Annotated in this window: 22 protein-coding genes; 15 read left to right on the top strand and 7 right to left on the bottom strand. The window is 60.4% G+C overall.

All coding sequences use genetic code 11. From position 1 onward, the window contains the following. The first annotated feature begins 62 nt into the window (after positions 1-62). Positions 63-671: a glutathione transferase GstA gene (gene gstA / locus O987_RS00150; RefSeq protein ID WP_003059972.1), complete on the top strand. Its 609-nt coding sequence runs from the start codon at positions 63-65 to the stop codon at positions 669-671. A 334-nt stretch (positions 672-1,005) separates the two neighbouring features. Continuing rightward, positions 1,006-2,124, top strand: coding sequence for an alkene reductase (locus O987_RS00145; RefSeq protein WP_043370376.1), 1,119 nt, complete (start codon positions 1,006-1,008; stop codon positions 2,122-2,124). Positions 2,125-2,260: 136 nt separating this feature from the next. On the opposite strand, the gene O987_RS00140 is transcribed toward O987_RS00145, so the two are convergent. Next, the gene (locus O987_RS00140) at positions 2,261-3,949 is read right to left on the bottom strand and encodes a methyl-accepting chemotaxis protein (RefSeq protein ID WP_043370375.1); all 1,689 of its coding nucleotides are present in this window, start codon (positions 3,947-3,949) and stop codon (positions 2,261-2,263) included. A 273-nt stretch (positions 3,950-4,222) separates the two neighbouring features. Here O987_RS00140 and O987_RS00135 point away from each other — a divergent pair, with 273 nt between their 5' ends. From O987_RS00135 to O987_RS00125, 3 genes are all read left to right on the top strand, one after another. Then, positions 4,223-4,417 (top strand): heavy-metal-associated domain-containing protein, encoded by a 195-nt coding sequence (locus O987_RS00135; protein WP_003059978.1) that lies wholly within the window; start codon positions 4,223-4,225, stop codon positions 4,415-4,417. A 75-nt stretch (positions 4,418-4,492) separates the two neighbouring features. Beyond that, the gene (gene cueR, locus O987_RS00130; RefSeq protein WP_043370373.1) at positions 4,493-4,987 is read left to right on the top strand and encodes a Cu(I)-responsive transcriptional regulator; all 495 of its coding nucleotides are present in this window, start codon (positions 4,493-4,495) and stop codon (positions 4,985-4,987) included. Positions 4,988-5,165: 178 nt separating this feature from the next. Beyond that, positions 5,166-6,353 carry an acetyl-CoA C-acyltransferase family protein gene (locus O987_RS00125; RefSeq protein WP_003059983.1) on the top strand — a complete coding sequence of 396 codons (1,188 nt, stop codon included), beginning with the start codon at positions 5,166-5,168 and terminating at the stop codon, positions 6,351-6,353. 163 nt (positions 6,354-6,516) lie between these two features. Here the strand turns inward: O987_RS00125 and O987_RS00120 are convergent, their stop codons facing one another. Beyond that, positions 6,517-7,554 (bottom strand): recombination-associated protein RdgC, encoded by a 1,038-nt coding sequence (locus O987_RS00120; RefSeq protein WP_043370372.1) that lies wholly within the window; start codon positions 7,552-7,554, stop codon positions 6,517-6,519. 262 nt (positions 7,555-7,816) lie between these two features. Here O987_RS00120 and O987_RS00115 point away from each other — a divergent pair, with 262 nt between their 5' ends. After that, positions 7,817-8,368: a Spy/CpxP family protein refolding chaperone gene (locus O987_RS00115; protein ID WP_043375967.1), complete on the top strand. Its 552-nt coding sequence runs from the start codon at positions 7,817-7,819 to the stop codon at positions 8,366-8,368. Between the two features lie 217 nt (positions 8,369-8,585). Next, complete coding sequence (locus O987_RS00110; RefSeq protein WP_003059988.1) at positions 8,586-9,149, top strand: acyloxyacyl hydrolase; 564 nt, start codon at positions 8,586-8,588, stop codon at positions 9,147-9,149. Between the two features lie 1,466 nt (positions 9,150-10,615). On the opposite strand, the gene dinG is transcribed toward O987_RS00110, so the two are convergent. Next, positions 10,616-12,787 carry an ATP-dependent DNA helicase DinG gene (gene dinG, locus O987_RS00105; RefSeq protein WP_080731417.1) on the bottom strand — a complete coding sequence of 724 codons (2,172 nt, stop codon included), beginning with the start codon at positions 12,785-12,787 and terminating at the stop codon, positions 10,616-10,618. Positions 12,788-13,070: 283 nt separating this feature from the next. Here dinG and O987_RS28580 point away from each other — a divergent pair, with 283 nt between their 5' ends. The 6 genes from O987_RS28580 to O987_RS00080 all read left to right on the top strand — a co-directional run bounded on the left by O987_RS28580 (position 13,071) and on the right by O987_RS00080 (position 21,606). Next, the gene (locus O987_RS28580) at positions 13,071-13,412 is read left to right on the top strand and encodes a hypothetical protein (RefSeq protein ID WP_144244878.1); all 342 of its coding nucleotides are present in this window, start codon (positions 13,071-13,073) and stop codon (positions 13,410-13,412) included. Between the two features lie 406 nt (positions 13,413-13,818). Next, positions 13,819-14,982, top strand: coding sequence for an efflux RND transporter periplasmic adaptor subunit (locus O987_RS00100; protein ID WP_003059992.1), 1,164 nt, complete (start codon positions 13,819-13,821; stop codon positions 14,980-14,982). Positions 14,983-15,001: 19 nt separating this feature from the next. Further along, complete coding sequence (locus tag O987_RS00095) at positions 15,002-18,115, top strand: efflux RND transporter permease subunit (RefSeq protein WP_003059994.1); 3,114 nt, start codon at positions 15,002-15,004, stop codon at positions 18,113-18,115. After that, positions 18,093-19,388, top strand: a complete 1,296-nt coding sequence (locus tag O987_RS00090; RefSeq protein ID WP_019042908.1) for a TolC family protein — start codon at positions 18,093-18,095, stop codon at positions 19,386-19,388. Before O987_RS00095 ends, O987_RS00090 begins: the two co-directional genes overlap by 23 nt. Positions 19,389-19,510: 122 nt before the next feature. After that, positions 19,511-20,215 (top strand): response regulator transcription factor, encoded by a 705-nt coding sequence (locus tag O987_RS00085; RefSeq protein ID WP_019042907.1) that lies wholly within the window; start codon positions 19,511-19,513, stop codon positions 20,213-20,215. Then, positions 20,215-21,606 carry a sensor histidine kinase gene (locus O987_RS00080; RefSeq protein WP_043370370.1) on the top strand — a complete coding sequence of 464 codons (1,392 nt, stop codon included), beginning with the start codon at positions 20,215-20,217 and terminating at the stop codon, positions 21,604-21,606. Before O987_RS00085 ends, O987_RS00080 begins: the two co-directional genes overlap by 1 nt. A gap of 22 nt (positions 21,607-21,628) precedes the next feature. Here O987_RS00080 and O987_RS00075 read toward each other — a convergent pair whose 3' ends face one another. Then, a complete protein-coding gene (locus tag O987_RS00075; RefSeq protein ID WP_235214230.1) occupies positions 21,629-22,486 on the bottom strand; it encodes a DUF3883 domain-containing protein in 858 nt (285 codons plus the stop codon). A 38-nt stretch (positions 22,487-22,524) separates the two neighbouring features. Further along, positions 22,525-22,926, bottom strand: a complete 402-nt coding sequence (locus O987_RS00070; protein WP_043370366.1) for a YkgJ family cysteine cluster protein — start codon at positions 22,924-22,926, stop codon at positions 22,525-22,527. Positions 22,927-23,082: 156 nt separating this feature from the next. On the opposite strand from O987_RS00070, the gene O987_RS00065 reads away from it, so the two are divergent. After that, complete coding sequence (locus tag O987_RS00065) at positions 23,083-23,700, top strand: glutathione S-transferase family protein (protein WP_043370364.1); 618 nt, start codon at positions 23,083-23,085, stop codon at positions 23,698-23,700. A 229-nt stretch (positions 23,701-23,929) separates the two neighbouring features. On the opposite strand, the gene O987_RS27490 is transcribed toward O987_RS00065, so the two are convergent. Together O987_RS27490 and O987_RS27675 are read right to left on the bottom strand one after the other, a co-directional pair. Next, positions 23,930-24,772, bottom strand: coding sequence for an FAD-dependent oxidoreductase (locus O987_RS27490; protein WP_051962097.1), 843 nt, complete (start codon positions 24,770-24,772; stop codon positions 23,930-23,932). A gap of 463 nt (positions 24,773-25,235) precedes the next feature. Continuing rightward, positions 25,236-25,481, bottom strand: coding sequence for a DNA-binding protein (locus tag O987_RS27675; protein WP_080731415.1), 246 nt, complete (start codon positions 25,479-25,481; stop codon positions 25,236-25,238). Positions 25,482-25,610: 129 nt separating this feature from the next. Here O987_RS27675 and O987_RS28575 point away from each other — a divergent pair, with 129 nt between their 5' ends. Further along, the gene (locus tag O987_RS28575) at positions 25,611-26,399 is read left to right on the top strand and encodes a hypothetical protein (RefSeq protein ID WP_144244877.1); all 789 of its coding nucleotides are present in this window, start codon (positions 25,611-25,613) and stop codon (positions 26,397-26,399) included. Positions 26,400-26,676: the final 277 nt, after the last annotated feature.

Here is a 26,676-nt window from a genome sequence, read left to right as displayed (position 1 = left end):
TATGACATGCAACCGGTTTAGCATGGGCGCTTGTCTTTTCTTTGCATAGAGAGCCACTCACCATGAAGCTTTACTACAGCCCCGGCGCCTGCTCCCTGTCTCCGCATATCGTGCTGCACGAAGCAGAGCTGCAGCATGAAACCGTGATGGTCAGCACCAAGAGCCACAAGCTCCAGGACGGAACGGATTACTACGGCATCAATCCGCTGGGCTATGTGCCCTTTCTGGTGCTGGACAGCGGCGACACCCTGCGCGAAGGTCCGGCCATTGTTCAGTACCTGGCCGACCTGGCTCCCGAGAAAAACCTGGCGCCCGCCAACGGCACCGTGGCCCGCTACCACCTGCAGGAATGGCTGAACTTCATCAGCACCGAGGTGCACAAGGGCTTCGGCCCCTTGTTCAATCCGGCAACGCCAGAGGACTACAAGCCCCTGGCGCGCGCCAGCGTGCTCAAGCGCCTGGCCTGGGTCAACGAGCAGCTCGCCAACAAGAGCTATCTGATGGGCGATCAGTTCACCGTGGCCGATGCCTACTTTTTCACGATCACGGGCTGGGCCCAGTTCGTGGGCCTGGACATCTCCGAGCTCGAGAACATTCAGGCCTACCGCGAACGCATTCTGGCGCGTCCCGCCGTACAGGCCGCCATGAAGGCAGAAGGCTTGCTGAAGTAAGTTTTTTGACACCCATGCACACTGAGAACGTGTTGACGATCTCTACGCAGCCGCGTTGGAGCGCAATCGGGATGAGTTCGAAGCGATGGCTCGCTGCTTGCACCGGGGTGCAAGCAAGAGTCAGCGCACAGAAATCGCCCGATTGCGCTCCAACCCTTCGGGACAGGGGCTTTGCGGGCGGTCTGCGGCGTTGCGAATCCTCGCAATAGCACGGCTATTGCTGCGGTATCGCGCCTTGCATACCATCCCGCAAAACCTCTGTCGCGGCGCGAGGAGATCGTCAACACGTTCTAAGCTCGGTACCCACCGAGCTTTTTTTCATCTGGAGTTCTGCATGACCTCATTGTTCGACCCGATTGAAGCGGGCAGCCTGCATCTGCCCAACCGCATTGCCATGGCCCCGCTGACGCGCAACCGCGCTCCCGACGCAGTCCCCACGCCGCTGATGCAGACCTACTATGTCCAGCGCGCCTCTGCCGGGCTGCTGATCAGCGAAGGCACGGCCATCAGCCATCAGGGACAGGGCTATGCCGATGTACCCGGTCTCTATGGTCAGGAGCAGCTGCAGGCCTGGAAGAAAGTCACCGATGCTGTGCATGCCAAGGGAGGGCGCATCGTCACCCAGCTCTGGCATGTGGGCCGCATTTCCCATACCGTGCTGCAACCCGACCTGCAGGCGCCGGTCGCGCCCTCGGCGCTGACGGCCCGCTCCAAGACCTTTGTGATCGACCGCGAGACGGGACAAGGCCAGTTCGTCGCCACCTCGGCGCCACGTGCGCTCGAGCAGCAGGAGCTGCCGGAGATAGTTCACAGCTTCGCCACCGCCGCACGCGAGGCCGTGCAGTCGGCTGGCTTCGATGGCGTGGAACTGCATGCAGCCAACGGCTATCTGCTCGACCAGTTCCTCAAGACCGGCACCAACCAGCGCAGCGACGACTACGGCGGCAGCATCGAAAACCGGGCTCGCCTGGTGCTGGAATGCGTGCGCTCCGTGGCCGATGCCATCGGTGCCGGCAAGGTCGGCATCCGCATCTCTCCGGTCACGCCGGCCAACGACATCGTGGACGCGCAGCCGCAGGCGCTGTTCGAGTATCTGGTGCGCCAGCTCGCGCCGCTGGCCCTGTCCTATATCCACGTGATCGAAGGCGCTACAGGCGGTCCGCGCGAGCTCGCAGATCGCCCCTTCGACTATCAGGCACTCAAGCAGGCCTATCGCTCTGCGGGCGGCAAGGGCGCCTGGATGGTCAACAACGGCTATGACCGCGAGCTGGCCATGCGCGCCGTGGAAAGCGGCTATGCCGATGTCGTGGCCTTTGGCAAGGCCTATATCTCCAACCCCGACCTGGTGCACCGCCTGCACGATGACCTGCCGCTCAATGCCTGGAACAGCGAACGCTTCTACGGGGGCGGCGCCGATGGCTATACCGACTACCCTGCACTCGCCAGCCAGTAAGCACCGTCCATCCGGCTGCAACCCTTTTTTCGATCGCGCCTGCAGCCATGGCGTAAAAAACAAAAGCCCGGTGCATCGCTGCAACCGGGCTTTTTGACGGAGCAAGCCGCTTAGAACGCGCTTGAGCTCTAAAGGCTCAGGCCTGTTCGAGCAACTGCTGCTTCTGGCCGGGCAAGGCCGCCTGGGCGGAAGCCAGTGCCGCCGGCGCCATGCCGGGATGAGCCGCAGCTCTGGGGCTGCGCTGGGCGGCATGCACCGCGCCGCCGGCCAGCTTGAACTGGCTGACCAGCTGGGCCAGTCGCGCCGCCTGCTCGCGCAGCGACTCTGCGGCGGCAGCCGACTCTTCCACCAGGGCCGCGTTCTGCTGGGTCATGCGGTCGATGTCGCCCACGGCCTGGTTGACCTGGCTGATGCCCAGCGACTGCTCGCTGGACGCTGCCGTGATCTCGCCAATGATGTCGCCCACGCGCTGAGCGCTGTCCACGGTCTCCTGCATGGCCTTGCCGGCGCTCTCCACCTGGCGCGCGCCCACGTCCACGGTCTGCACGCTGGTGCTGATCAGCGACTTGATCTCGTTGGCGGCCTGGGCCGAGCGCTGGGCGAGGCTGCGCACCTCGGCCGCCACCACGGCAAAACCACGTCCCTGCTCGCCCGCACGGGCGGCTTCCACGGCCGCATTCAGCGCCAGGATATTGGTCTGAAAAGCGATGGAATCGATCAGGCCGATGATGTCGCCGATCTTGCGGCTGGAGGCCGAGATCTCCTGCATGCTGTTGACGGCCTGGCCGACGATCTGGCCGCCCTGCACAGCCGTCGAAGAGGCCGAGGCAGCCAGCTGGTTGGCCAGCTGCGAAGACGATGCGGTCTGCTGCACCGTGGCCGTCAGCTGGGCCAGCGAGGCGACGGTTTCCTGCAGATTGCTGGCCGTCTGTTCGGTGCGGGCCGACAGATCCTGATTGCCCGTGGCAATTTCCTGGCTGGCCGTGGCGATATTGCCGCTGGCATCGCGCACCTGGGCCACCGTGGTGCCCAGCGACTGCTGCATCTGGTCCAGCGCGCGCTGCAGATCCGTCAGCTCATCCTTGCCACTGACCTCGGCCTTGAGCGACAGATCGCCACCGGCAATCGTCAGTGCCATCTGGCGGGCCACTTCAAGCGGGCGGCAGATGGACAGCATATTGAGCAAGGTCAGCGGAATCACCACCACCAGCGCCAGGATCACGGCCACCACAAACATCCAGCGAGTCTGGTCGGCCACGTCGCGCTCGGCCGCAGCCAGCGCGTCGGCCTGCTCGCGCAGCAGCTTGTCCAGCTGCGCCAGCAGCTTGTCGGCCTCCATGACTTCGGCCAGGGCCTTGCCGCTCATGCGGTTGGCCGTGGTCGCCGAGTCATAGCCGCCGGCTTCCAGCTGCCGCGCAACGGGCTCGAACAGCTTTCGATAGCTGTCGAGGTGGCCAATGATGCTCTTGGTCAGCTGCGCATCCTGCGCGTTCTGGTCGGTCACGAACTTGCCCAGCGTTGCCTTGGACTTGTCGATGTTCATGACCCATTGCTGATAGGCCTTGCGCACCTCTTCAGGCTTTTCGTACTGGATGACCATGTCCTTCTCGCTGGAGCGGATGCCGCCCAGCTCGGTGCGCAGCTGCGCCATGTGGCCCGATTTGACAAAGGCGTTGCTCAGAAACTCCTGGCTCATGTCCTGGATGCGGAACATGCCCAGCATCCCGGCGCCCCCCAGCAAACCCAGCAGCACCATCACCACACCAATGGCGCCCATCATGCGCGTGCGGATGGTGAAGCCCCGCATCATTTCCAACAGACTCATGAATCTCTCTCCACTTTGAACGACTGGCATTGTCGGGCCAGAACTTGCAAATTGTTTCAGATTGTCACCGACGCCGAGAAAAACCCGCGACTGCGATGCCCAAGCCATGGCGATCTGCAAGATGACAACGTCTTATCGGCAGACTTTGCGGCTTTTCAACCCTGCCCGGACCCAAGTCTTGTCAAAGGCTTGACCTTGTCATGATGTTAGGGTTGACCATTCAAGGCATCGAGTCCGCCAGCCCGGTCGACTCACTTTCTGAAGGAGCCATCCATGCAACAAGTTTTTGAAGTTCAAGGCATGACCTGCGGCCACTGCGAGCGTGCCGTCAGCAACGCCATCCAGGGCGTCGATGCCCAGGCACAGATCAAGATCGACCGCGCCGCCAACCGCGTGGAAGTCGAAACCGGCGCCAGCCGCGAAGCCGTGGCAGCGGCCATTGCCGAAGAAGGCTACAAGGTCGCCTGAACGCTACCCACCCACCGCGCCAGCACCTCACGCAAGGCATCAGAAGGCCGCTGGCGCGTTTTTTCAGGACTAGCCATGCCCAAGCACCCACCGACACCAAAAATCGCTCAGAACTGGCCTGTCGTCATCAGCGAGGCCGCGCGCCGCGCCGGGGTATCTGCGCGCATGGTGCGTCACTACGAAGCGCTGGGCCTGCTGCCGCCCGTGCACCGCACCGACAGCGGCTATCGCCAATACACCGAAGCCGATGTGCACGCACTGCGCTTCATTCGCCGCGGGCGCGACCTGGGCTTTTCCATGGACGAGATCGCCACCCTGCTCGGCCTGTGGCAGGACCAGGGCCGCGCCAGCAGCCAGGTCAAGGCCATTGCGCAAAAGCACATCGCCACGCTGACAGAGCGCATTGCCGCCATGCAATCCATGCAGCGCACGCTGCAGACGCTGGTGCATTGCTGCCACGGCGACGACAGGCCGGACTGCCCCATCCTCGACGACCTGGCCAGCGCCGACACCGACCTGACGCCGGCGCACCATGAACCCACGGCGCCCCGGCGCAGGACAGCCGCCTGAGACGGCTTGCGGGTTTCACGTGAAACCCTCGTGGCCCGCGCTGGGCGGCGTCAACAACGAGACATGTTGCACTGCAGCAAATACTGCAGAATACTCTGTGCGATGAATGCGGTTGCTCTCATTCATCCTTTCAAATCATTCAAGCACAAGCATTGCCCATCAATGCAGGAGACAAACCATGAGCACCAGAGACATCTTCGTGGTCAGCGCCGCGCGCACGGCCATCGGCACTTTTGGCGGCAGCCTCAAGGACGTTCCCAACGCCCAGCTGGCCACCACCGTGGTCAAGGCAGCCATTGCGCGTGCCGGCATCGCCGCCGACACCGTGGGCCATGTGGTGATGGGCAACGTCATCCCCACCGACACGCGCGACGCCTACCTGTCCCGCGTGGCGGCCGTGGACGCTGGCTGTTCCATCGAAACCCCTGCCTACAACGTCAACCGCCTGTGCGGCTCGGGCCTGCAGGCCATCGTCTCGGCGGCGCAATCCATTGCGCTGGGCGACTGCGAAGTGGCAATCGGTGCCGGCTCCGAATCCATGAGCCGCGGCCCCTACTTCGACATGGCCTCGCGCTGGGGCGCACGCATGGGCGACGCGAAAAGCATCGACTACATGCTGGGCATCCTGCACGATCCCTGGCAAAAAATGCATATGGGCATCACCGCTGAAAACGTGGCCGAGCGCTACAAGATCAGCCGAGTGATGCAGGACGAGCTGGCCGTCATCAGCCAGCAGCGTGCCGCTGCCGCCATCGAGTCCGGCCGCTTCAAGGAACAGATCGTTCCCGTGGAAATTGCCAGCCGCAAGGGCGTGGTGCTGTTCGACACCGACGAACATGTGCGCGCCGCCACCACGCTGGACACCCTGGCCGGCATGAAGCCCGCGTTCAAGAAGGAAGGCGGCACGGTCACCGCCGGCAACGCCTCCGGCATCAACGACGGCGCGGCTGCCGTGCTGATGATGAGCGAGCAGGCGCTGAAGTCTTCGGGCGCCAAGCCCATTGCCCGCCTGGTCGGCTACGCCCACGCCGGCGTCGATCCCGCATACATGGGCATCGGCCCGGTCCCCGCCACGCAGAAGGTGCTGGCACGCACCGGTCTGAAGATCGAGCAGATGGACGTGATCGAAGCCAACGAAGCCTTTGCCGCCCAGGCCTGCGCCGTGATTCAGGAGCTCGCTCTGGACCCGGCCAAGGTCAACCCCAACGGCTCCGGCATCTCCCTGGGCCACCCCGTGGGTGCCACCGGCGCCATCATCACCACCAAGGCCTTGTACGAGCTGCAGCGCACCGGCGGCCGCTATGCGCTGGTGACCATGTGCATCGGCGGCGGCCAGGGTATCGCGGCGATTTTCGAGCGCGTCTGATACCGCGTTTCCGGGCACGTGAAGCTCCCATGCAAAAGGCCTGCCGGAATGATCTGGCAGGCCTTTTTTGATAGCTCCTAGCGCTTGCTGTCACTCGATTTCAGCATCAATAAATACTGAAATCCTTGATTGAAAAGCGCAAGCAGCTACATCATCCATAGCGTCAGAAGGGCGCCTCTTCCGGGGCGCTATCGGCGGGCGCTGTGGCCGGGCCGGTGAACGTGCCCTGGCCGCGTCCCTGTGCCAGACGCACGGGCAGAGTCTCTGCCGCAGGCGCCGACGACAGCGATGCCGGCAGGCCGTCGCCCAGACCCGTGCGCCCCTCCCCGCCAAGTGCCTCGATCAGATCGGGAATCAGGCGCGACAGCTCGCCCGTGGCAATTGTCACATCGGTATCGAAACCGCCGTCATCCTGGGATTGGCCATCCATCACCGCATCGAGCAGCGCGATCTTCTTGATCTGCAGACCTTCGCTGAGCACAAAGCTCACGCGGTCATCCCAGGTCATGGCCAGCTTGGTCGGCAGCTTGCCATGCTCGATATGCTGGCGCACCTCGTCGATATCGAGCGGATGGCGTGCATAACGCACCACGGCCTTGGACTCGTCGGCGGCCTTGAGCTCGCACTCGCGGTCGATGGAAAAACCGGCGGGCGGCTCCTGCGTCATCAGCCAGTGCGCCATGGCGGCCTGCGGACTGGTCTGCGTATCCAGCAGCGCCACCGCAAAGCCCGGCAGGCCTTCGACCAGCAACGTCACGATCTCGTCGGCACGGCCTTGTGCACTGGTATCGAGCACCAGCGTGCGCGCCTGCGCATCGATCCAGACCCACATGCTGCCCTGCTTGGTGAAGGCCATGGGCAGCAGGTCCAGCTTGGCCTCGTCCTTGAGCTCCTTCTTCTCCTTCTTGCCGGGCTTGCGGCCCTCGGTCTTTTCGATGTGCTCGGCCTTCTCGTTGACCTTGCGGTTGAGCACGCTGGCCGGCAGCATCTTGGACTCGCTCATGAAGCGCATCACCCATTGACCGGCCACGCTTTCCACCAGCGGGCCATGGGGCTCGCCGCGCGGCGGCACCCAGCCTACGGAACGCTCCTGGGTCGCGCCGCACTCCTCAAACACCGTCTTTTGCAGCGCATCTTCCAGCAGCTGCAGATCGCCCTGCCAGCTCTCGGCAATGCGATAAACAATCATGTTCTTGAACATCAAAAACCTTTGCTAAACCTTCAATCGTCGCCAGCTCCTGCAGCTGGATCCCGCGGAAAAAAATCGGCCGCCAACGCAGCCCATGCATCCATTGTTGCGCAGTCGCAGCCACTCAAACTTATCAATACTTTACAGAGCGGCTGCAAAACCTCACGTCTTAGAAACATGGGGGGTCCACACTTCAGTCATCCGCTACCGAATGCCCATTCAGGAGCAAGACCAGGCGGCCACTTCTTCCACTTCCACAGAAAAGGAAACAGACATGACCCGCTTTCGCCAGACACTGACCGGAGCCGCTGTTGCAACCGCCCTGCTCGCCTCGCTGAGCCTGCCCAGCTTTGCCCAGACAGCCCCCGCAGAGCAGCCTGCAGCCGCCCAGAAAGCGCCCGAGCCGCACAAGCACCAGCGTGGTGACAAGCGCGGCGACCGCATGGAGCATATGAAGCAGCGCATGGAGAAACTCAAGGCCGACCTGAAGCTGACGCCTGCGCAGGAAACTGCCTGGACCACCTACACCCAGGCCATGAAGCCCGGCGAACGCCCTGCCCCCGGCGACCGCGAAGCCTTTGCCAAGCTGACCACACCCGAGCGCATCGACAAGATGCGTGAAATGCGCGGCAAGCGCATGGCCGAGATGGACCGCCATGCCGAAGCCACCAAGGCCTTCTACGCCCAGCTCAATGCCGAGCAGAAAAAGACCTTCGATACGGCCACCCTGCGCATGCATCACCAGCGTGGCGGCCACCATCATGGCCACCATGGCGGCAAACCCGGTCAGGAGCGCCCTGCAGCGCCTGCCCCGGCAGCCAAGTAAGCCGGCTTCCATCACCATCCCATCTAAGCCCCCGGTCGTCATGACCGGGGGCTTTTTTACATTGCGATGTCAGTTGGCTGACTACCAACGCAAGCGCTTGCCGACAGCGCATCTATTCACAAGCTTCTAGATTCATATCCACAGAGGGAGCGAAATCAAGGCATTGGCTGAGCATCGATATCGCAACCAGATTTCAAGCATTTAGAGGGCAATTGACATGAAAAAACTGCAATTAGCAACAAATCTTGTAATCCCTACGCTGATCAGCCTGGCAAGCCCCATGCTTCATGCACAGCCTGTGCAATCCTCGACCACTGCCCTCTATCTGCAATACGGCTCGGCAGAGCACGGCACCGATAGCTGGGCCGGCGGCATCATGCTCCCCTGGAACTGGAGCTACGCCCTGGGCCCGGGACGGATGACGGGTTACTGGGATCTCTCGCTCAGCCGCTGGTCCTCCGACTACCAGGGCGGCAATCGCTCGACCTGGGTTCTGGGAGCACAACCCACATTGCGCTGGCGTCCCGCACAAGGCCTGTCGCCCTGGTTCCTGCAAGCCGGACTGGGCCTGAGCTATGCCACCAACCACCGCTACATCAGCGACCACAAGGAATTCTCGACCCGCTACAACTTTGCCAGCCATATCGGCATCGGCTACCTGTTTGGCGAGCAACTGAAAAACGAAATCAGTCTGCGCTTCGAGCACCAGTCCAACGCAGGCATCAAACGCCCCAACCCGGGAGAGAACTTTCTTCAGCTGCGATACGCACGCCACTTCTGAATTTTTGAGCCCGCGATATCGGGACCGAGCAGGCCGCCCAACGGGCGGCTTTTTTCATGGTTTTCAGCGACCGCGCAAGCTGTGAATAAACCTGGTGATAAAACGCAGTGAATTTTTCAGTTTTCCACAGCGAGGAAAGCTTCTGGAAAGTTGTTCCCAAATCCAGGACATCGGCAGCCCATGTAGGGGCACAGCTTTTGGCAAAGTTCAAGTTGTTGATTTTTAAGGAAATTAATTACTTATCAACAATTAAGTGAGCCACTTACTATTACTACTAATTAAAAAGATAAGACTAGAAATAACAACTGCGGTCGAAGTTTACACAGCAATCGGGGATGGTCTGGATAAAAAAATGTCGATCAGATCAGCGGGCAAGCAGTTCTTGCGACATCACACCCTTGGAATCCAATGTGCCCAATCCTGTTTTTCACAGTTATTCACTATGAAAAACATAGCAAATAACGCTTATATATCAATGAATACAGGCAATTTATAAAGAATTAATGAGGAAATGAATTTCTGTGGATAAGCCAATATCAACTTCCATGTTTTCCACAAAAATGCGCAAGAAGGCAAAGTTGTTCATGAATCGAGGACAGCAGCAACCGTCATTTGTCTCCATGTTTGTCATCCCTGAAGATGCTTGATTTGCCTTGGTTTTTGTAAGTTATCAACAGCAGATGCCAAGTCTTACTACTACGACTATATTTTTATAAAGCTTCTAAAGAACAACTGAAGCAGAAGTCGCAAGCAAGATCCGGAAACACGCACGATCGCGGCTGATCAGGTGGGCCAATCCCTTTGCTTCAGACGGAAGTGCAGAAAAAAACGGCTTGGGAAAGATTGACGCGCCAGATCTCGAAAAATTGGCGTAAGATGCGCCTCCTCAGTGACAGGAGGTGGGGATAAATTCCCATCGAAGAGTCTTTGAAGTCCCTGTTATCCACAGAATGTTATGAACAGCTGGGGGAAACTCTCGAGGAATGCAGGCCAGTGATATCAGCCAGCATTGCGCTTTCTTCATTCAAAAAAATTCAATGATCCATAGGTCATTGTTTTCAAAGAATTTTTCACCTCTGCATGGAGCAGAACCCGGAGCAGATGCGCAAGCTCTGGGAAACTGCAGCCATCCGTCGGTGGAACGGAAACCAGGAACGCCGGCAGTTGCCCACCAGTCACGGTAGTCACTGGTGCACAAGCCTGGCGGTGTTGCTTCGGGCAAGACCTTGCGCGTCGGCAGCCAGGAAAGGCTGGATGCTGCTCGCAGTGCCAGGCAACTGTTAGAAAAATTACAAATGCGCGGAGTGCGCCGCAGCAGGTTCGAGAGGCGCGAAGAGGGTGCAGCGGCAGGGCAGAAAACCACCTTGCCGCGCACTTGAGAACAGCGAAAACGGTCTCTGGAATGGCACGAAACAGCGGGATGCGGCCTTGAATCACCTGGGCAAGGCCGTGTTTCGCACCGGAACTCAAGACCCTCGGACCGGGCGCCGCTGCAGCGTAAAAGGCGGCAGGCCCTTGATGAGCAGCTGGCCGTAGCTGGTGCCCGTCAGACGGCGGTCATAGCAGTACACATGGGCCTGGTCTTCCTCGGTCCGGATGGCGCGGCCGACCCACTGGGCCAGGCGGATGGCCGTGGCCGGCACCACCAGTTCGTTGAAAGGGTTGCGGCCGCTGCTGCGCAGCCATTCGGCTCTGGCTTCGCCAACGGGGTCGTCGGGCGGCGCAAAAGGCAGCTTGGTGATGAACAGCGACTCGCAGAGGGCTCCCGGCAGGTCCAGTCCTTCGCCAAAGGACTGCATGCCGAAGATGATGGAGGGCTCGCCCATCGCCACGGCCTCGCGGTGGCGGGCCAGCAGGGTCTGGCGGGGCAGGGCGGTCTGCACCAGCACCTGGTTGCGCATGCTGGTGGACAGCGCGTCAACGGCCTGCCGCATCTGCTCACGGGATGTGAACAGCACCAGTGCGCCGGCCTGGATGCGGCTCAGATCGTTCAACAGGGCCTCGACCATCTCCTCGGTAAAGCGTGCGGCTTCGCGCGGGTCTGAGGCCGTTTCACGGGCCACCAGCGTGCCCTGGCGGGCATAGTCGAAGGGACTTGGCACTTCCAGCGTGGTGACGGAGTCGTCATTGGCCAGTCCCGCTTCGCGCAGAAAGAAGTCGAAATGGCCGCAACTGGTCAGCGTGGCGGATGTCAGCACCGCGCCACGCACCTGCGACCACAGATGCTGGCGCAGGGTGGAGCCGGGCTGTATCGGGCTGGCATGGGCCTTGACCACGATGAACTCGCCGTCCATCTCCAGCGTGAACCATTTGGCATGGGGCACCATCTTGCCGTCGCCATCGCTCTCGTTGTTCTGCAGCAGCAATTGCGTGGTGTTGAAAATGGCTTCCAGCCTGGGCGCCAGGGCGCCGACCTGCGCATAGACGGTGGACAGGCGCTGTGCTTCCTCGGGTTGTTCCTTGATTTCGGCGCGCAGGGCCTTGGAGACGGCGCGCAGCGCATCCAGAAAGCCGTCGGCATGGTGCGCAATCTGTCCCAGAGGCTCCAGAAGCGCCTCTGGCAGCATTCCGCGGGGTGCCCGTACCCTGGCTGGCCCATAGCTGTCTTTCTGCGATTTGAGCGTCTCTCCATAGTGCTCCATGACCAGTCGCGCCAGCTCCTGCATCTGCTGGCGCAGCTGACCCGCATGCTTGGGCACGTCGGCCAGTTCCTCGACTTCGGCGACCTGGTTCACGCGCAGCGCACGGCTGGCCAGCTTGTCGATCCAGCCCAGGCGGCTCAGATCCATCTCGCCGGCAAACTGGTCCAGAGCCGTGGAGGGCAGGTGGTGGGCTTCATCGAGCACCAGCAGACAGTTATCCAGCTCGGGCAGCAGCTTGGAGCCCAGTGAGGAAAGCAGTAAATCATGATTGGCGACAATGACTTGCGCCGCCACCAGGTCCTTTCGGCGCTCGTAATAGACGCAGCTGCCGAAGGCCGGGCAGTGCTTTCCGGTGCATGAAGAGGACTCGGCTGCCACGGGGCTCCAGGCCTCGGCCTCAGGCGGGGTCTCCAGCGAGTCACGGTCGCCGTTCCAGGCCTCCGTGGCCAGTGCATCGGCCATGGATTTGTAGAACTGCATGCGGGCCTGCAGCTCGTGCTGAGGGCGGCTGAACTTGGTCTGGCCCTGCTCCTCGCCAAACAGATCGTCCATTTCGTCCTGTGCTTCCCCCGTGCTTGCCAGACGCTCCAGCTTGAGCTTGCAGACAAAGCGGCCACGCCCCTTGGCCAGGGCGAATTTGAAAGGCTGGTCCAGCTTTTGCGCCAGGGCCGGCAAATCCTTGTTCACCAGCTGTTCCTGCAAGGCCACCGTGGCTGTGGAGATCAGCACCCGCGTGCCGCGAGACAGCGCCATGCGGATGGCCGGAATGCTGTAGGCCAGCGATTTTCCGACCCCGGTGCCGGCCTGTACGACGGCGATGGCGCGACGTGGTTCCGGCTCGCCTTCATCGATTTTTCCGAGCTGCGCCTGGCTCAGCGTTTGCGCGATCTGGGCCGCCATTTTTCGCTGTCCTTCACGACTGCGAAATCCCGGCATGGCCCCGACCACGGCATCAAAGGAATTCAGGGCATCTTCAGCCCACTTTTTTTCATGCATTTCAGCGTTTTTCGAGACGCAAAGACGCTGTGCTCTTGCGACTTATAAGTATTCGTACAGAGATATGTATTAAATAAGATTGAATTTCTTATGCAATACGGCATACAAATCAGTGAAGTCTGTATGTTCTACAGCTGTACCAGAGGGAGTCCGTAGGCAGAACTTTTCCACTGCTTGTATATGACTTGTTCATTGTAGTTGTGGATTTTGCAGGGTGCAGTTACCAAGAAACTTATCCACAGAATGGCTTGAAGATTGGCCTGTACATATCCTGGAGACAACCATGTACAAATGCCTGTGGATATGGTTGTTAAATTTTTATGAACAAAAAGATTTTTCTAGATTGTGGCGTTGCTGCAAATTTGCAGAAACAGCATGGTTTTCAAGTGTTGTGGGTAAGGTTGTTCATGGCTTTCTTCACTCTTGCAGATGGCAAAGCAGAAGATTTATCCACAAGTCTGGTGAAGGCCGCAGCGTGCAGCGGATGGCGGAAGATTACCCATCGCCAATGCTCGTCTCGCTGCTTTGTATGCAAGAGCACCGGTTTCTGTTGAAATCTGGATGCGAAGAAGGAATGGTTCGAAATCTATCCACCGCGTGGATAACTTCAAAGCTCATCTTTTGATAGTAGATATCCATTGACTATCAATGGATTGATCGTGTTTTCCCTGAAATTCAGGGACCAGGTATGCTTCGGCCTGTGATCATGAAGTAATGATACTTTCGGTACTCATGTATGAAAAAATACATGAAAGATGCCTGTTTTTTGAGCAAATGGCAGAGGGGATGCGTGAGTTGCCTGAAAAATGGGCAATGCAGCCTGTCTGAAGGCTGATTTCCTGGTTTCAGACCATCAGCGGAGCAGGGCCTGCTCTGCGGCCCTGTTTCAGTCCGTCAGTCCGTGCTCGGCCTTACCAAACCGTAATGCGTGTGTCATCCACGCCGCGGGGTGCTCTTCCTAGCATGGCGTCATCACTGCAGGTGAAGTCGTGGACGCGCCCGTCACTTGCCGGACTTGGGAAAGAGTGAACATGTACAAGAGCCTTGTGAGACAGCCGGGAGCGGCACATTTACCAAACTGGACATTGGCAAGACTGCCGGTGATGGCTGCGGCCATTGCCGTGGCGGGTCTGCTGCTCGGCTGTGATGCCTCCAGAGCCACCGAGGAGGCGCAGAAGCCGGTTGCGCAACTGCCCAAGGGCTTTATCCAGGTCAAGCCAGCCTCCGTGAAGATGCTGGAGATCGCGCCCGTAGCCAATCCGCAGGGGTTGCAGATGGCCTGGGCTCCTGCGCATGTGGCCTTCGTCGAGGATCGCGTGGCCTCCGTTTCGGTACCGGTTTCGGCGCGTGTCCTGTCCGTCAATGCGCATGTGGGCGATATGGTCAAGGCCGGCGATCTGCTGGCGACTCTGGTCAGTCCCGATGCGCTGCGCACCCGCTATGACGTGGCTGCGGCCAAGACCGCACATGATGTGGCCGTGGTAGAAGCCCAGCGCCAGCAGACCATGGTGGACAAGGGCGTGGGTGTGGAAGTCGATCTGCGCGCCGCGCAGGCCAAGCTGCGCGAGACCTCGCAGGAGCTGGGCCGCGCACAGGGTACGGCTGCGCTGCTGGGCTCGGGCGGTGGCGATCGCCTCGAGCTGCGCGCACCGCGTGCCGGCATCGTGGCCGAGCGCAAGGCCGTGGTGGGGACTGCCGCTGAACCGGGAGCCGCGCTGTTCATGATTGGCGATCCCCAGGCCATGAATGTGGTTGCAGAGGTGTTCGAGTCCGATCTGCCCGGCATTCGCCTGGGCAGTGCCGTGCAGGTCGAGGTGCCGCAGTTGCCCAAGCCGATCAGGGGTACGGTGCGCCATCTTGGAGCCACGCTGGACAAGGAGTCGCGCCGCGCTGCCGTGGTGGTGGAGCTGAGCGAACAGAACCCGGTGCTGCGTCCCGGCATGCAGGCCAAGGTGGGCGTGCAGCTGTCGAATCAGCAGGAGATGCTGATTCCGGTCACCGCCGTGCTCATCAAGGATGAAAGCCACAGCGTGGTCTATGTGCAGCATGAGAACAACCAGTTCGAGGCGCGCGTGGTGACGCTGGGGCGCCCATCGCGAGGCATGGTGCCGGTGATCAGCGGCCTCAAGGTCGGTGAGAAGATTGTGGTGCGTGGTGGTCTGCTGCTCGACGGCGCGGCCAGTCAACTGCTCTAGTCCGGCAGGAGCCTGAACCATGCTGAGTTCATTTATTTCATTTGTGGTGCATCGTCGGCTGCTGGCGGTGTGCGCCACGCTGGCGATTGCCGTCTACGGCGTCTACGCCTATCTGCAGACCGCCATCGAAGCCTATCCCGACGTGACCAATGTGCAGGTCGGGGTGATCACCCAGGCACCGGGCCTGGCTCCCGAAGAGGTGGAGCGCCAGATCACCCAGCCGCTGGAGCGTGAGCTCAACGGAACGCCGGGTCTGATATCGCTGCGCTCGGAGAGCTATTTCGGCCTCTCCATGATCAATCTGGTCTTCAACGACGACGCGAAAAGCTTTACGGCGCGCGCCGAGGTGTCGCAGCGTCTGCCGCAGGCGGATCTGCCCAATGGCGTGACGCCTGAAATGGCGCCTGATTACACGCCGCTGGGCAAGATCTTCTACTACCGCCTGCAGAGCGACAGACACAATCTGGCGCAGCTGCGCACCGAGCAGGAATGGCATGTGGTGCGCGTGCTCAAGCAGGTGCAGGGCGTGGCCGACGTGGTGAGCATTGGCGGCTTCGTCAAGGAGTTCCACGTTGAAGTCGACCCCGAAAAGCTCTACAGCCTGGGCCTGTCGCTGGACGATGTGAGCGATGCGCTCTCCAAGTCCAACCGCAACGTGGGTGGCGGCCTGATGCGCCGTGGCGAGCAGTCCTTCATCATTCGCGGTATCGGCCTGCTGCGCAATCCGCAGGAGATTCAGGATGTGGTCGTTGCCATGCGTGGCAAGGCTCCCGTGACCATCGGCGACGTGGCGCGTGTCGCGCAGTCGCATACGCCGCGCCAGGGCTCGGTGGGTATGGACGACCAGAACGATGTGGTGCAGGGCATTGTGCTGCTCAAGCGCGGCGCCAACCCCTCCATCGTGCTCGATGACATTCATGCCAAGGTCGATGAGCTCAACAGCGGCGGCCTGCCCGAAGGCATGCACATGGTCACCAACTATGACCGCTCCGATCTGGTGGGCCACACGCTCAAGACCGTGCAGCACAACCTGCTGTTCGGTGCCACGCTGATCATTGCCGTGCTGTGGCTGTTCCTGCGCAGCCTGCGTGGCTCGCTGATCGTGGCCACGGTGATTCCGCTGTCGCTGCTGGTGGCCTTCATCGGCCTGCACTGGCTGGGCATGCCTGCCAATCTGATCTCCATGGGTGCCATCGACTTCGGCATCATGGTGGATGGTGCCGTGGTGCTGGCCGAGAACATCATCCGCAACGCACGGCAGCGCAAGCCGCAGACGGCCAACGACATGCGCCACATCATTGTGGATTCGGCCGTTGCCGTGGCCAAGCCCACGCTGTTCGCCATGGCCATCGTGATTGCGGCGCTGATTCCCGTGTTCTCGCTGCAGAGCATCGAAGGTCGCATCTTCCGCCCGCTGGCCATGACCTACAGCTTTGCCCTGCTGGGTGCGCTGGTGTTTGCCATGGGTCTGGTGCCGGCGCTGTGCGCCTTGCTGCTCAAGCCCAAGCATGTGATGGTGGAAGAGCCCAAGATCTTTGACCGTGCGCACCACGGCTACCAGCACTGGATCGCCAAGGTGCTGGGCGCAGCCAAGCGCCGCACTGCGGTGATCGCCGTGTTCGTGAGCGTTCTGGTGGTGGCCGGGGTTTCTGCCAAATGGCTGGGCACCGAGTTCCTGCCGGAGCTCGATGAGGGCGATGCCTATGTGCTGGTGCAGATGCCGGCTTCCATCTCGCTGGAAAAAGGCCAGGAAGTGCTGCGCGATGTGCGTCTGCGTCTCAAGGTCTTCCCCGAAGTGATCACCGTCACCACGGAGCAGGGACGCCCCGAATCGGGCACCGACAACGAGACGCTGAATCTGGCCAAGGTGCTGGTGCGCCTCAAGCCCCATGGCGAATGGCGCAAGGGCCTGACCAAGCCCGCACTGATCGAGGAAATGCGGGCGACGCTGGGCGAGATTCCCGGCGTGGCCTTCAACTTCGCGCAGCCCATTCGCGACAGCGTGGAAGAGTCCACCTCGGGCGCGCGCGGCCAGGTCGTGCTCAAGCTGTTCGGGCCTGATATTCCCACGCTGCGCAGCATTCTTCAGCAGACCAAATCGCTGGTGAGGGACATCGATGGCGTGGTCGATCTGGATCTGTACCGCGATGCCCCGGCACCCCAGGTGCATGTGCAGTTCGACCGCCAGGCCCTGGCACGCCAGGGCATTGCCATGGAGGACGCGCAAAAGACCCTGGAAGTGGCCCTGGCCGGCAATGTGGCCACCACTTTGTGGGAAGGCGAATTCCCCGTGCCGGTGCGCGTGCGCCTTCCCTACGTGGACCGCATGGACGAAGAGCGCATTCGCAACATCGCCATACCGCTGCCCGATGGTGGCTCGGTGCCTCTGGGCTCGGTCGGTACGGTCAGCATGAAGGTCGGCAACTCCTCCATCTTCCGCGAAGGCAATGCGCGCTACATGGCGCTCAAGTTCAACGTGGAAGGCCGTGACATCGGCTCGGTGGTGAAGGACACGCTGGCCACCTTCAAGCAGAACGTGAAACTGCCTGAAGGCTACCAGGCCGTCTGGGGCGGTGAATGGGAGAACCAGCAGCGTGCGGCTGCACGCCTGAAGGTGGTGGTTCCGCTGTCGCTGGTCATCGTCTACGCCCTGCTGTTCGGTGCGCTGGGCCAGGCCCGCAGCGCCGGCATCATCCTGCTGTGTGCGCCGTTTGCCATGGTGGGCGGCATTGCGGCCCTGCATCTGGCGCATATCGAGCTCTCCATCAGCGCGGCCATCGGTTTTATTGCCTTGCTGGGCCAGGTGGCCCTGGCGGGGCTGCTGGTGGTCTCTGCGGTCGAGGACTTGCGCCGTCAGGGCATGCCCTTGATGCAGGCCTTGATCGAAGGTGCGGCCGAGCGCATGCGCTCCATCATTCTGGTGGCGTTGTTGGCGCTGCTGGGCCTGCTGCCCATGGCACTGTCCACTGGCGTGGGTAGCGAAACCCAGCGTCCGTTTGCCTCGGTCATCGTCGGCGGCATGGTGGTGCTGCCTCTGGTGGCACTGGTGCTGCTGCCCGTGCTGTATGCCTTGCTGGGCCCCAAGAACATGTTGACGCAGGAAGAACGTGATGAAAGCGCTCAAGATGAATAAATGGCACTCGCTGGCCATGGCTGCAGCACTGTGCTGCGGTGCTTTCAGCGGCCTCGCTCATGCTGCCGATGCGATGGACGCACCTGCGCAGAACAGTGCAGCAGCGGGCCGTATGGCGGCCCCTGTGCAGCCTGTGACCCTGCAGGAATATCTGCGCATCGTCGTGCAGAACCAGCCCAATCTGGCGGCCGATCGCATGCAGCTGGATCTGGCCAGGGCCGACAGCAAGACGGCGGCCACCATCTCCAATCCCGCCATGCATTACTCCAGCAAGCGCGGCGAAAAGGAATGGGGTGTGGAGCAGGCCATTCCCATCTTCGGCCAGCGCGGCATGCGCATCGAGAACGCCAGGCTGGGCGAGAAGGCCGCGGCGGCCAATGCAGACGTGGCGGTCGCCGTCACCATGAGCGATGCCGCCCATGCCTTCAACGAGCTGCTGGTGGCGCAGCAGCGCTATCAGGTGTGGCTGGCTGCACGCGACGAGCTGGAGAGGGCGGGCAACATCGTCAAGGGCCAGATCGAAGCCGGTACGCGCAGCCGCTATGACGGCGCGCGGCTGAACCTGCAGCAGGCCCAGATGAGCATGCAGGTCAGCAAGGCTCAGGCCGCCTTGCGGGATGCCGCATCGCGCGTGGCCGCCATTGCGGCCCTGCCTCAATGGCAGGTGCGTGTCGAAGGCAGCCTGCAGGCTTCCGACCTGCGCAAGGCCCCTGGCTACGAGCTGCTGTGGAACCAGGCGCAGATCCAGTTGCCGAGCCTGCGTGCCGCGCAGGCCGAGCTGGACAGAGCGCGCCAGAAGATCCAGCTGGAGCAGCGTGAAGCCCTGCCCACGCCATCCTTTGGTCTGGCCCGCATCCGCAACAGCGTGGACGGAAGTTTCAATCAGGTGGGCGTGAGCGTGGAGATCCCGCTGTTCGACCGCCGCCAGGGTCCCATCGAGCGCGCCAAGGTCGAGGCCGACCAGGCTGAGCTGCGCCGCGATGCGGCCTTGTTGGCCGCTCAGTCCGAACTGCAGCGCGCGTTGCAGCAGCTGTCGCTGCGCCGCACGGCCGTGCGCGACTACGAGAAGGAAGGGCTGGCCCAGATTGCGCCGCTGCACCAGATGGCTCAGGACGCCTACAAGCTGGGCAAGGGCACGATTCTTGAGCTGATCGATGCACTGGGCTCGATCACCGAGCATCGGCTGGAGCATCTGGAGCTGGTCAAGGACATGCTGGACGCCGAATGGGAAGTGCGTCTGGCCAGCGGCGATCTGCCACAGGTGCAGCCTTGAGCGAGGCAAGGGAGATGGCACAAACCCCTGTACCACCTCCTGATGCATCCCTGCTGCCCGCTGCGAAGGACGAGGCGACGGCTTATAGTGTCTGTCCACCAACGGCCAGAGACAGACTCCGCATGTACCGCTACCTCATCATCGAAGACGATGCGCTCAACGCGCGTTACATCGCTGAAGGGTTGCGCCAGCAAGGCGCGCATGTCAGCGTCTGCGCTGACGGTGTGCAAGGCATTGCGCAGGCCGTGGGCGAGAACTGGGATGTCATCATCCTCGACCGCATGCTGCCCAATGGCTTCGACGGGCTGCAGATCCTGCAGGCGTTGCGCTCCATGGGAAAGCAGACGCCGGTGCTGGTGCTCAGCGCCCTGTCTGCCACGGACGAGAGGGTGCGCGGGCTCAAGGCCGGCTGCGATGACTATCTGACCAAGCCCTTTGCCTTTTCCGAACTATCGGCCAGGCTTGAAGCCCTGGTGCGCCGTGCCCAGATCCCGGCTCCCACGCGCGAGATGCAGGTGGCCGATCTGCGCGTCAACCTGATTTCGCGCAGCGCCGAGCGTGCCGGCCAGCCGTTGTCGCTGCAGCCGCGCGAATTTCGTCTGCTGGCGTTTCTCATGCAGCATGCGCACCAGATCGTCACGCGCACCATGCTGCTGGAGTCGGTCTGGGATTACCGCTTCGATCCGCAGACCAATGTGATCGATGTGCACATCAGCCGCTTGCGCAGCAAGGTGGACAAAGGCTTTGCCACGCCTCTGATCCACACCGTGCGCGGTGTGGGTTACAGCCTCTCGGACCAGCCGCAAGACCTGCCCGAGGTGGTCTGATGATGCGCTCCAGACCCTGGAGTTCGCTGGCCTTCAGGCTGGCTCTCAGCTATGGCGGCCTCATGGTCCTGACCATGGCCATTGTGCTGGCCGTCTTCTATGTGCAGACTGTGGGCGTGGTGCGGGTACGGCTCGACAAGCAGGCCGAAAACCATGTGCGCAGACTGACCGAGCACTCGGCGAAATACGGCCCGGGGGCGCTGGAAAACGAGATTCTGCAGACCATTCGTGACGGTGTGAACACCGACACGGAAATCGTCATTCTCATGAACCCGCAAGGTGAGACCATTGTCAGCAATGCCGAGGTCTATCCTCCGCGCAAGCTCAGCATCATGGGCGTGCGCGAGCTGACCGTGAAGCGCAACGGGCGGCTGATGGTAGGCCGGGTGGCCGTCGTGGAAATGCCCAATGGCAATCTGCTGGCCGTGGGCAGCGACATGCAGCTGCAGCGCGATATGGAAGAGCTGTTTGGCCAGGCCAGCCTGCTGGCGGCCGTGGCGGCCTGCATCATGGCCGTGATAGGCGCCATGGTCTTCCGACGCGTGGTGGACGAGCGCGCGGCCGCCATTCGCAGCACCATGTCGCGTGTGGCGGCAGGCGAGCTGCGCCAGCGCATACCGGTCGATCAGCGCGAGGATGAATTCACGTTGCTCAACCGCGATATCAACACCATGCTCGACAGGCTGGAGCAGCTGATGGAAGGCATACGCCACGTCTCCAACAGCATTGCGCACAACCTCAGAACGCCGCTGACGCGCATCCTGCTGCGCCTGCGCAACGCGCAGCAGGCCAGCCCCGAAATGCAGTCCGCCACGCTGGCGCTGGTGGCCGAAGAAGTGGCTGAGCTGGGCGTGGTGTTCGAGAAGCTGCTGCAGATTGCCGAAGTGGAAAGCGGAGCCAGTCGCAAGAGCTTTGCATCGGTTGATCTGCAGGCCTTGCTGGTCGACGTGGTGGACTTCTACGAACCGTTGGTGGAAGACGCCGGCGGCATTCTCAGGCTGGATGTGCAGGAAGGTGTGCAGGCCCTGGGCGATGGCGACCTGCTGGCCAGCGCTGTCTCCAATCTTGTCGATAATGCTATTAAATACGGAGCGTCACCCGACGATATCCACGGGGCTGACGTGCTGCTGCGTGCCGCGCCAGCGCAGGAGCACGTCAGCGATGGCGTCTGGGGTGTGGAGATCACCGTGCAGGACCAGGGGCCGGGTGCAGATCCTCAGACCCTGGAGAAAATGACCACCCGTTTCTACCGCGCGGAATCGGATCGCCCGGGCTATGGACTGGGTCTGGCCAGTGTGCTGGCCATTGTCCAGCTGCATGGCGGCAAGCTCAGTTTTCACAACGCCCATCCAGGCCTGGTGGCGCGCATCTGGCTGCCTGCCGTGGCGTAGGGGCGAGATCGGAGTCTCGTCGTTAGAAGCTGGCGCGATAGCTTTGTGCATCCAACTGGCAATGGCTGTCGATCGCTCCTGGCAGATCAAACAACTGAGGGCGCTTTCTGAAGTCGTAAAGTCGGTATAGATGAAAGCGAGAAGATTCTTGCTGTGACACCTGCAGCTCATTGCGTGTGACAAAAAATGGCGTTTCTTTGGCAAAGCTGGTGGTCTTTACTTCGATCAGCTTTTCCTTGCCATGCAGGTCGAAGGATCGCACATCAAAACCGAGTCCATCCCCCAGCGACTCGGCAACATGCTCGACCCTGCTTGCCAACTTGTGCAGTCCTTGCTTTTCAAGCTGCCATTGCTCATAAGCCAGCACAAATTTTTCGCCGGCCAAACCCAGTGAACGATTGCGTGCTTCCTGAGCCAGATAGTCACGTTTAGCGGCACTGTGCAGGGCATAAGTCGCGGTGGGCTCAGCCGCTTTGGGCGTGCGCTTCGGGGGCTCTTGCTGCACAGTGTCGAATGTCGGAGCGAGGTACTCAACTGCCGGCTGAGTCACGGCAAATTGCACGATGGCTTCCAACGCCTGGCATTGCTGCAGCTGGGATTCGACTTCCTCTATCAGCAGCGACTGGAAGTTGAACCGTGGCTGATAACCCTTGATGTGAGGGTAGCCAAGAAGACGCATGACTGCACTGATATTGCAGTGCTTGAATTCAATGGATGCAGGCGATCGGATACCGTTCAGTTGCTGGAATAGAAGCTGTCGGCAAGCCGCCTTGTTGCAGCGTTGCCCGGCCAGTTCTTGCTGCAGCATGTTCAGATAACTTTGGATGGTTGCCCGAACTTCTGTTGCGCTCCAAGGCTTGCCTTTTTGTGATGTCTCCATGTCCCGATCTTGCCAGGGATTAAACGCACTGCTTGCTGCTATGAAAGCGCCTTGTTGCCATAGGCACAGAACCCTGGTTTGGGGCCTTTCTTGGGGTGCAATCTGCAGGTTTCGGGGCGCTTTTCATAGACCGTGCAGCGGCGCGTGTTCTTGTCCAGGAAATTGCAGTCGCCACCCGCCCGGCGGGCCATGGTGAAGATCTCGTGCTTGGGGTTGAAGTGGTCGATCATGCGCATCTTCAGCAGCCGCTTGGCGATCAGCTTGGGCTCGATGTTCTCGACCTCGAACGGGTCCACCAGCTCCAGGCGCACCAGATCCGGCAGGCGCACCTCCAGCGGCATGGTGCAGCAATTGGCCGCGCAGCTGTCACACATGCCGGCCTTGTACTTGCTCCAGGTTTCCAGGCGGTCGACGTCAACAATGCGGATGGAGGATTTCATTTCGGGTGGGGCACTTCTGGCAGAAGCGCGATGCTGCCATGAGATGTCGATGTCTGCCTTGCGCCATTGCTATGAGCAGACCCGGTTCATGGGATTGAGCCGGCTGCGCAGCAGCCTACACTGCACAGGCATATCACCATCCACGGGAGAACGATTTTGGCAAGCCAAACCACGCTTTACTACGCAGCTGGCACCTGCGCGCAGGCCGTACTGATTGCGCTTTATGAGGCGGATGCCCAGTTCACGCTCAAGACGCTGAGCTTTGCCGACAACGAGCAGCGCAGCCCCGAATACCTGAGCATCAATCCCAAGGGCAGAGTGCCCGCGCTGGCCACGGAACACGGTGTGCTGACCGAGACTCCCGCGCTGCTGCTGTACGTGGCGCAGACCCATCCGCAGGCAAGACTGGCGCCGCTCAATGATCCCTTCGCGCTGGCGCAGATGCAGGAGTTCAATGCCTATCTGGCATCGACCGCGCACATCGCCCACGCCCACCGTCCGCGCGCCTCGCGCTGGGCCGACGACGAGGCCGCCCAGGCCGCCATGCGCGCCAAGGTGCCGCAGAACATGCGCGAATGCTTTGCCGTGATCGAACAGCACTATCTGGGTGACAAGACCTGGGTGATGGGTGAGCAGTTCACCGTGGCCGACGGCTATCTCTACACCGTGGCCGGCTGGCTCAAGGGCGACGGCGTGGACATCGCCGAGTTCCCGCGCGTGGCGGCCCATTTCGAGCGCGTGAAGGCCAGGGCTTCGGTGCAGAGGCTGAAATAAAAAAAGGCCAGCGTCCGCCGGCCTTCTCTTTGTTTCTTGAATTCACCTGCAGGGGGTGTAAGTGATTGGAATAAAAGGGATTTCAGAGTCTTTGAAATCAATGACTTGCCCGTTTTTGTCACCAATTCGTGGGACAAATTGCATGCAAAAGGCGGGATAAAACTTCACTGATTTTTTCGCTCTTGCTCCTAGCAACGGTGTGGGAAGCTATACCCATCAAAAGCTAAACCTATGGCGTCGTCCGCGGTGAATGATAGTCTTCTTGCACGAGGTCGACCCCGGATGCGTGGTTGACATACCGCGCACTCAGCTGGCGCGAATGAGCAACCAGAGCTCGAGTGTAGGGCAGGCGTGCATTCTCATAGCGCAGCAACGCTGCCGCCATTGACTCATCGTGGCGGCGCTCCGCTAGCGCGCGGGAAAGCAAGGCTGCGTCATCTACCCCTGTGGCAAAGCCGCTGCCGGTCATCGGTGAAACCACGTGAGCGGCGTCGCCCACAATGGCCAAAGGACCGGAGACTAGTCTTTCGGGCAGGTACTCTGCGATAGGTGCACCGCTCAGTGAGGTTGTCGACTGCACGCCGATTGCTACTGCCTCGGCCCACACGTCGGGCCAAAGGCTGGGAATCATGGATAAAAGCTCGGAACGGATGTCCTTGTCGATGCTGCTTCGCCCCAACGTGCTCATCAGATAGCCTTCAGGCGTTAGGCGATTTGTCGCACGCAGCAGTACATCGCGGTGCGCGTCGAACCATGCGAATGTGACTTGGCTTTTGATTTGTGTTGGCGTGAGCACCCGGTAGGGCTTGCCTTGGAGTTGCATCGCCATTGCTTTGAGGCCAAGCAAATGCTGGGTGGGTGGATAGGCCGCGTCGGCATCTGACTTCACTTCGACTAGCAGCGATCCTCCATGTAGCCAGTCAACGCGAAAGTCCGGAATAAAGCTTCGTGCGGTGCCGAAGGCATCGTGGTAGTGCTCAACGCTAGGTTGGCTGTAGAAGGCGCGCACGCCAGGGTTGAACTCAAATAGTCGAATGGCGTCCGCTTCAAAGGGGGATTCCCACTCGACCATGCGACTCATCTTGCGGCTCGGAAATTTGCCTCTGATGTGAAGACCACTACGCGTCACTACGCGACGTACTGGGGTGATGCTCATATGCGCCCCCAGAGTTGTTCAATGCCGTGATGCGATGGTGAGTTTGTTTGGGGGCGTTGGGCTTTACACCGTCCGCGTAAATGTTCGGATGAACGCAGAGGTCTGTAGCAATTCGTCTGCGTACGTCGCAAAAAGTATGACGATGACCTGTGCAGGCCATGGGTGAGAAATTTCATTGGGGTGCAGCTCTTCCTGCCGGCCGGAAGTTCCGGTTGGCAAAGTTAGGCAAAGAGGGAGTTGCACCCGCATCCAAGACGCGGATAAGCTATGGCTGTCGACTCCTGCTGGACAACTCCCGGCGGGTTGGACAGGAGCCCGTGACGGTTGCAGCCATCACGGGCTCCACTTTTTTACGGTCCTTGGGGCGAAGCTGAGTGGGTCATTTGAGGCCTAGTGCTTTAGCTACTTCATGGGACTTGCCGCGCAGGCACTTCCGATTTCCAGACAAGACGCTGTAGACCAACGTGGGCTCAAAGCCATGTTCCAGGGCCCAGTCACGCGCAGACTGGCCATGCTGACGCAAATCCTCCCAAACCTCACTAGTGCTCTTGGCCTGCTCTGGCGCAAGCAATGTTGCTGCGCATGTAGGGCATTTCAGCGGTGAGGTTTGAGGGATCTGGGGCATCTGAGATTCACGTTGACGAATTTGACGCAGTTGATGCGTCACCACGAATTCTTCAGGCCAGCTGTGGTTTCGTCCAGCAGTCTCAATAGTCAATAATTTCGTGACTGTGTGGGATGTACGGAGGTCTGCATGGAAAAGCAAAGAATCCCCGCGAAGCAAGGACGACCGTCCAAGGATGCGGCACTCGCCCTGCGAGATCTTTATTGGGTGCTTTACCTGAAAAGACGGCTGCCCGAGGACTCGTATGCGAGCATTGAGCGCAAGCTTTTTCCGCATCTAAGGATCAGCAAGCGTGAGCACGGAGAAGGTTTTTCTCAGCCAGGATCGTTATCGAAGGTCGCTGCTGGTAAACGCGGTTTGAGCGCGTCTTTGGAGGGGATACCAGATGTAGTTCGAAATGCGGAGGCACTGGTGCCTGGTGCTATCGCCGCTTACAACTCAATTCTTTGGCGGGCGCTTGCTGAGCCCAATGCTTGGCTTGACTCATGCCAAGACGTCGCCCCCGAGGCTCAAATACGATTGTTTGCGCATCATTTTCAGGCACTGCCTGCAATGCATGCTGGGCGTTCACGTCCTGGGGCTCTCAGTCTCTATGGGGTTCGACGAGTTAGTCGTCTGTGGCATCGCGATGCTCTAGGACTACTGTTGTGTCATTGCCCACCGGTTATCGGCATCTCGCCGCTGTCGTTTACTGCGGAAAACTATGTGCTCCATCTGCTTAACTGGGCGTGCCGTAGAGATGTGACGTTGCTAACTGTCAAGGATGATCTACTCGCACTGATCGGCGATCGGTACGGGGTGACGGGTCAAGTGGATGCTGTAGATAAAGACAGAATTTTTCTTGCGCCTAGGTTGGGTGGCATTTCTTATAGTCTTCGCATGCTTTTAGGGCCCCGACAAGCCACTTCACGTATTTAGCCTTACTGGCTTAGGTAACAACAAGGAGCTAAAGACTTCCTTGTGAGATGTCATCTTAGTGTTTAACGTTAAGTAGCAGTTAATCCTTTTTAAGTCGCTATTGAGCATGTATCAGATCATTTTTATGTGGTTTGTTAAATTCAAGTAAGTCGGCCCAGCGGGAGTTCGTCTTTAGTTAATTGACCGAATGTTGTAAAAGAAGAGAAAGGGCCGGTTTTAATACGGGTTACTTCTGGATCGCTGTTTGTCGCAACTGTACTGGCTATCCTTACAGGAG

It is taken from the genome of Comamonas testosteroni TK102 (genome assembly GCF_000739375.1).
Lineage (GTDB): Bacteria > Pseudomonadota > Gammaproteobacteria > Burkholderiales > Burkholderiaceae_C > Comamonas > Comamonas brasiliensis.
Note: the sequence above shows the minus strand (reverse complement) of the source record. Positions and strands in the feature narration are given on the sequence as shown.

Coding starts and splice junctions, on each gene's coding strand:
- O987_RS00120 (WP_043370372.1), bottom strand. CDS start 7,554: ATGTTCAAGAACATGATTGTTTATCGCATTGCCGAGAGCTGGCAGGGC.
- O987_RS00125 (WP_003059983.1), top strand. CDS start 5,166: ATGAGCACCAGAGACATCTTCGTGGTCAGCGCCGCGCGCACGGCCATC.
- O987_RS00095 (WP_003059994.1), top strand. CDS start 15,002: ATGCTGAGTTCATTTATTTCATTTGTGGTGCATCGTCGGCTGCTGGCG.
- O987_RS00090 (WP_019042908.1), top strand. CDS start 18,093: ATGAAAGCGCTCAAGATGAATAAATGGCACTCGCTGGCCATGGCTGCA.
- O987_RS00145 (WP_043370376.1), top strand. CDS start 1,006: ATGACCTCATTGTTCGACCCGATTGAAGCGGGCAGCCTGCATCTGCCC.
- O987_RS28575 (WP_144244877.1), top strand. CDS start 25,611: ATGGAAAAGCAAAGAATCCCCGCGAAGCAAGGACGACCGTCCAAGGAT.
- cueR (WP_043370373.1), top strand. CDS start 4,493: ATGCCCAAGCACCCACCGACACCAAAAATCGCTCAGAACTGGCCTGTC.
- O987_RS00080 (WP_043370370.1), top strand. CDS start 20,215: ATGATGCGCTCCAGACCCTGGAGTTCGCTGGCCTTCAGGCTGGCTCTC.
- O987_RS00135 (WP_003059978.1), top strand. CDS start 4,223: ATGCAACAAGTTTTTGAAGTTCAAGGCATGACCTGCGGCCACTGCGAG.
- O987_RS00070 (WP_043370366.1), bottom strand. CDS start 22,926: ATGAAATCCTCCATCCGCATTGTTGACGTCGACCGCCTGGAAACCTGG.
- O987_RS00075 (WP_235214230.1), bottom strand. CDS start 22,486: ATGGAGACATCACAAAAAGGCAAGCCTTGGAGCGCAACAGAAGTTCGG.
- O987_RS00100 (WP_003059992.1), top strand. CDS start 13,819: ATGTACAAGAGCCTTGTGAGACAGCCGGGAGCGGCACATTTACCAAAC.
- O987_RS28580 (WP_144244878.1), top strand. CDS start 13,071: ATGTACAAATGCCTGTGGATATGGTTGTTAAATTTTTATGAACAAAAA.
- O987_RS00085 (WP_019042907.1), top strand. CDS start 19,511: ATGTACCGCTACCTCATCATCGAAGACGATGCGCTCAACGCGCGTTAC.
- O987_RS00110 (WP_003059988.1), top strand. CDS start 8,586: ATGAAAAAACTGCAATTAGCAACAAATCTTGTAATCCCTACGCTGATC.
- gstA (WP_003059972.1), top strand. CDS start 63: ATGAAGCTTTACTACAGCCCCGGCGCCTGCTCCCTGTCTCCGCATATC.
- O987_RS27490 (WP_051962097.1), bottom strand. CDS start 24,772: ATGGTCGAGTGGGAATCCCCCTTTGAAGCGGACGCCATTCGACTATTT.
- O987_RS00115 (WP_043375967.1), top strand. CDS start 7,817: ATGACCCGCTTTCGCCAGACACTGACCGGAGCCGCTGTTGCAACCGCC.
- dinG (WP_080731417.1), bottom strand. CDS start 12,787: ATGCATGAAAAAAAGTGGGCTGAAGATGCCCTGAATTCCTTTGATGCC.
- O987_RS00140 (WP_043370375.1), bottom strand. CDS start 3,949: ATGAGTCTGTTGGAAATGATGCGGGGCTTCACCATCCGCACGCGCATG.
- O987_RS27675 (WP_080731415.1), bottom strand. CDS start 25,481: ATGCCCCAGATCCCTCAAACCTCACCGCTGAAATGCCCTACATGCGCA.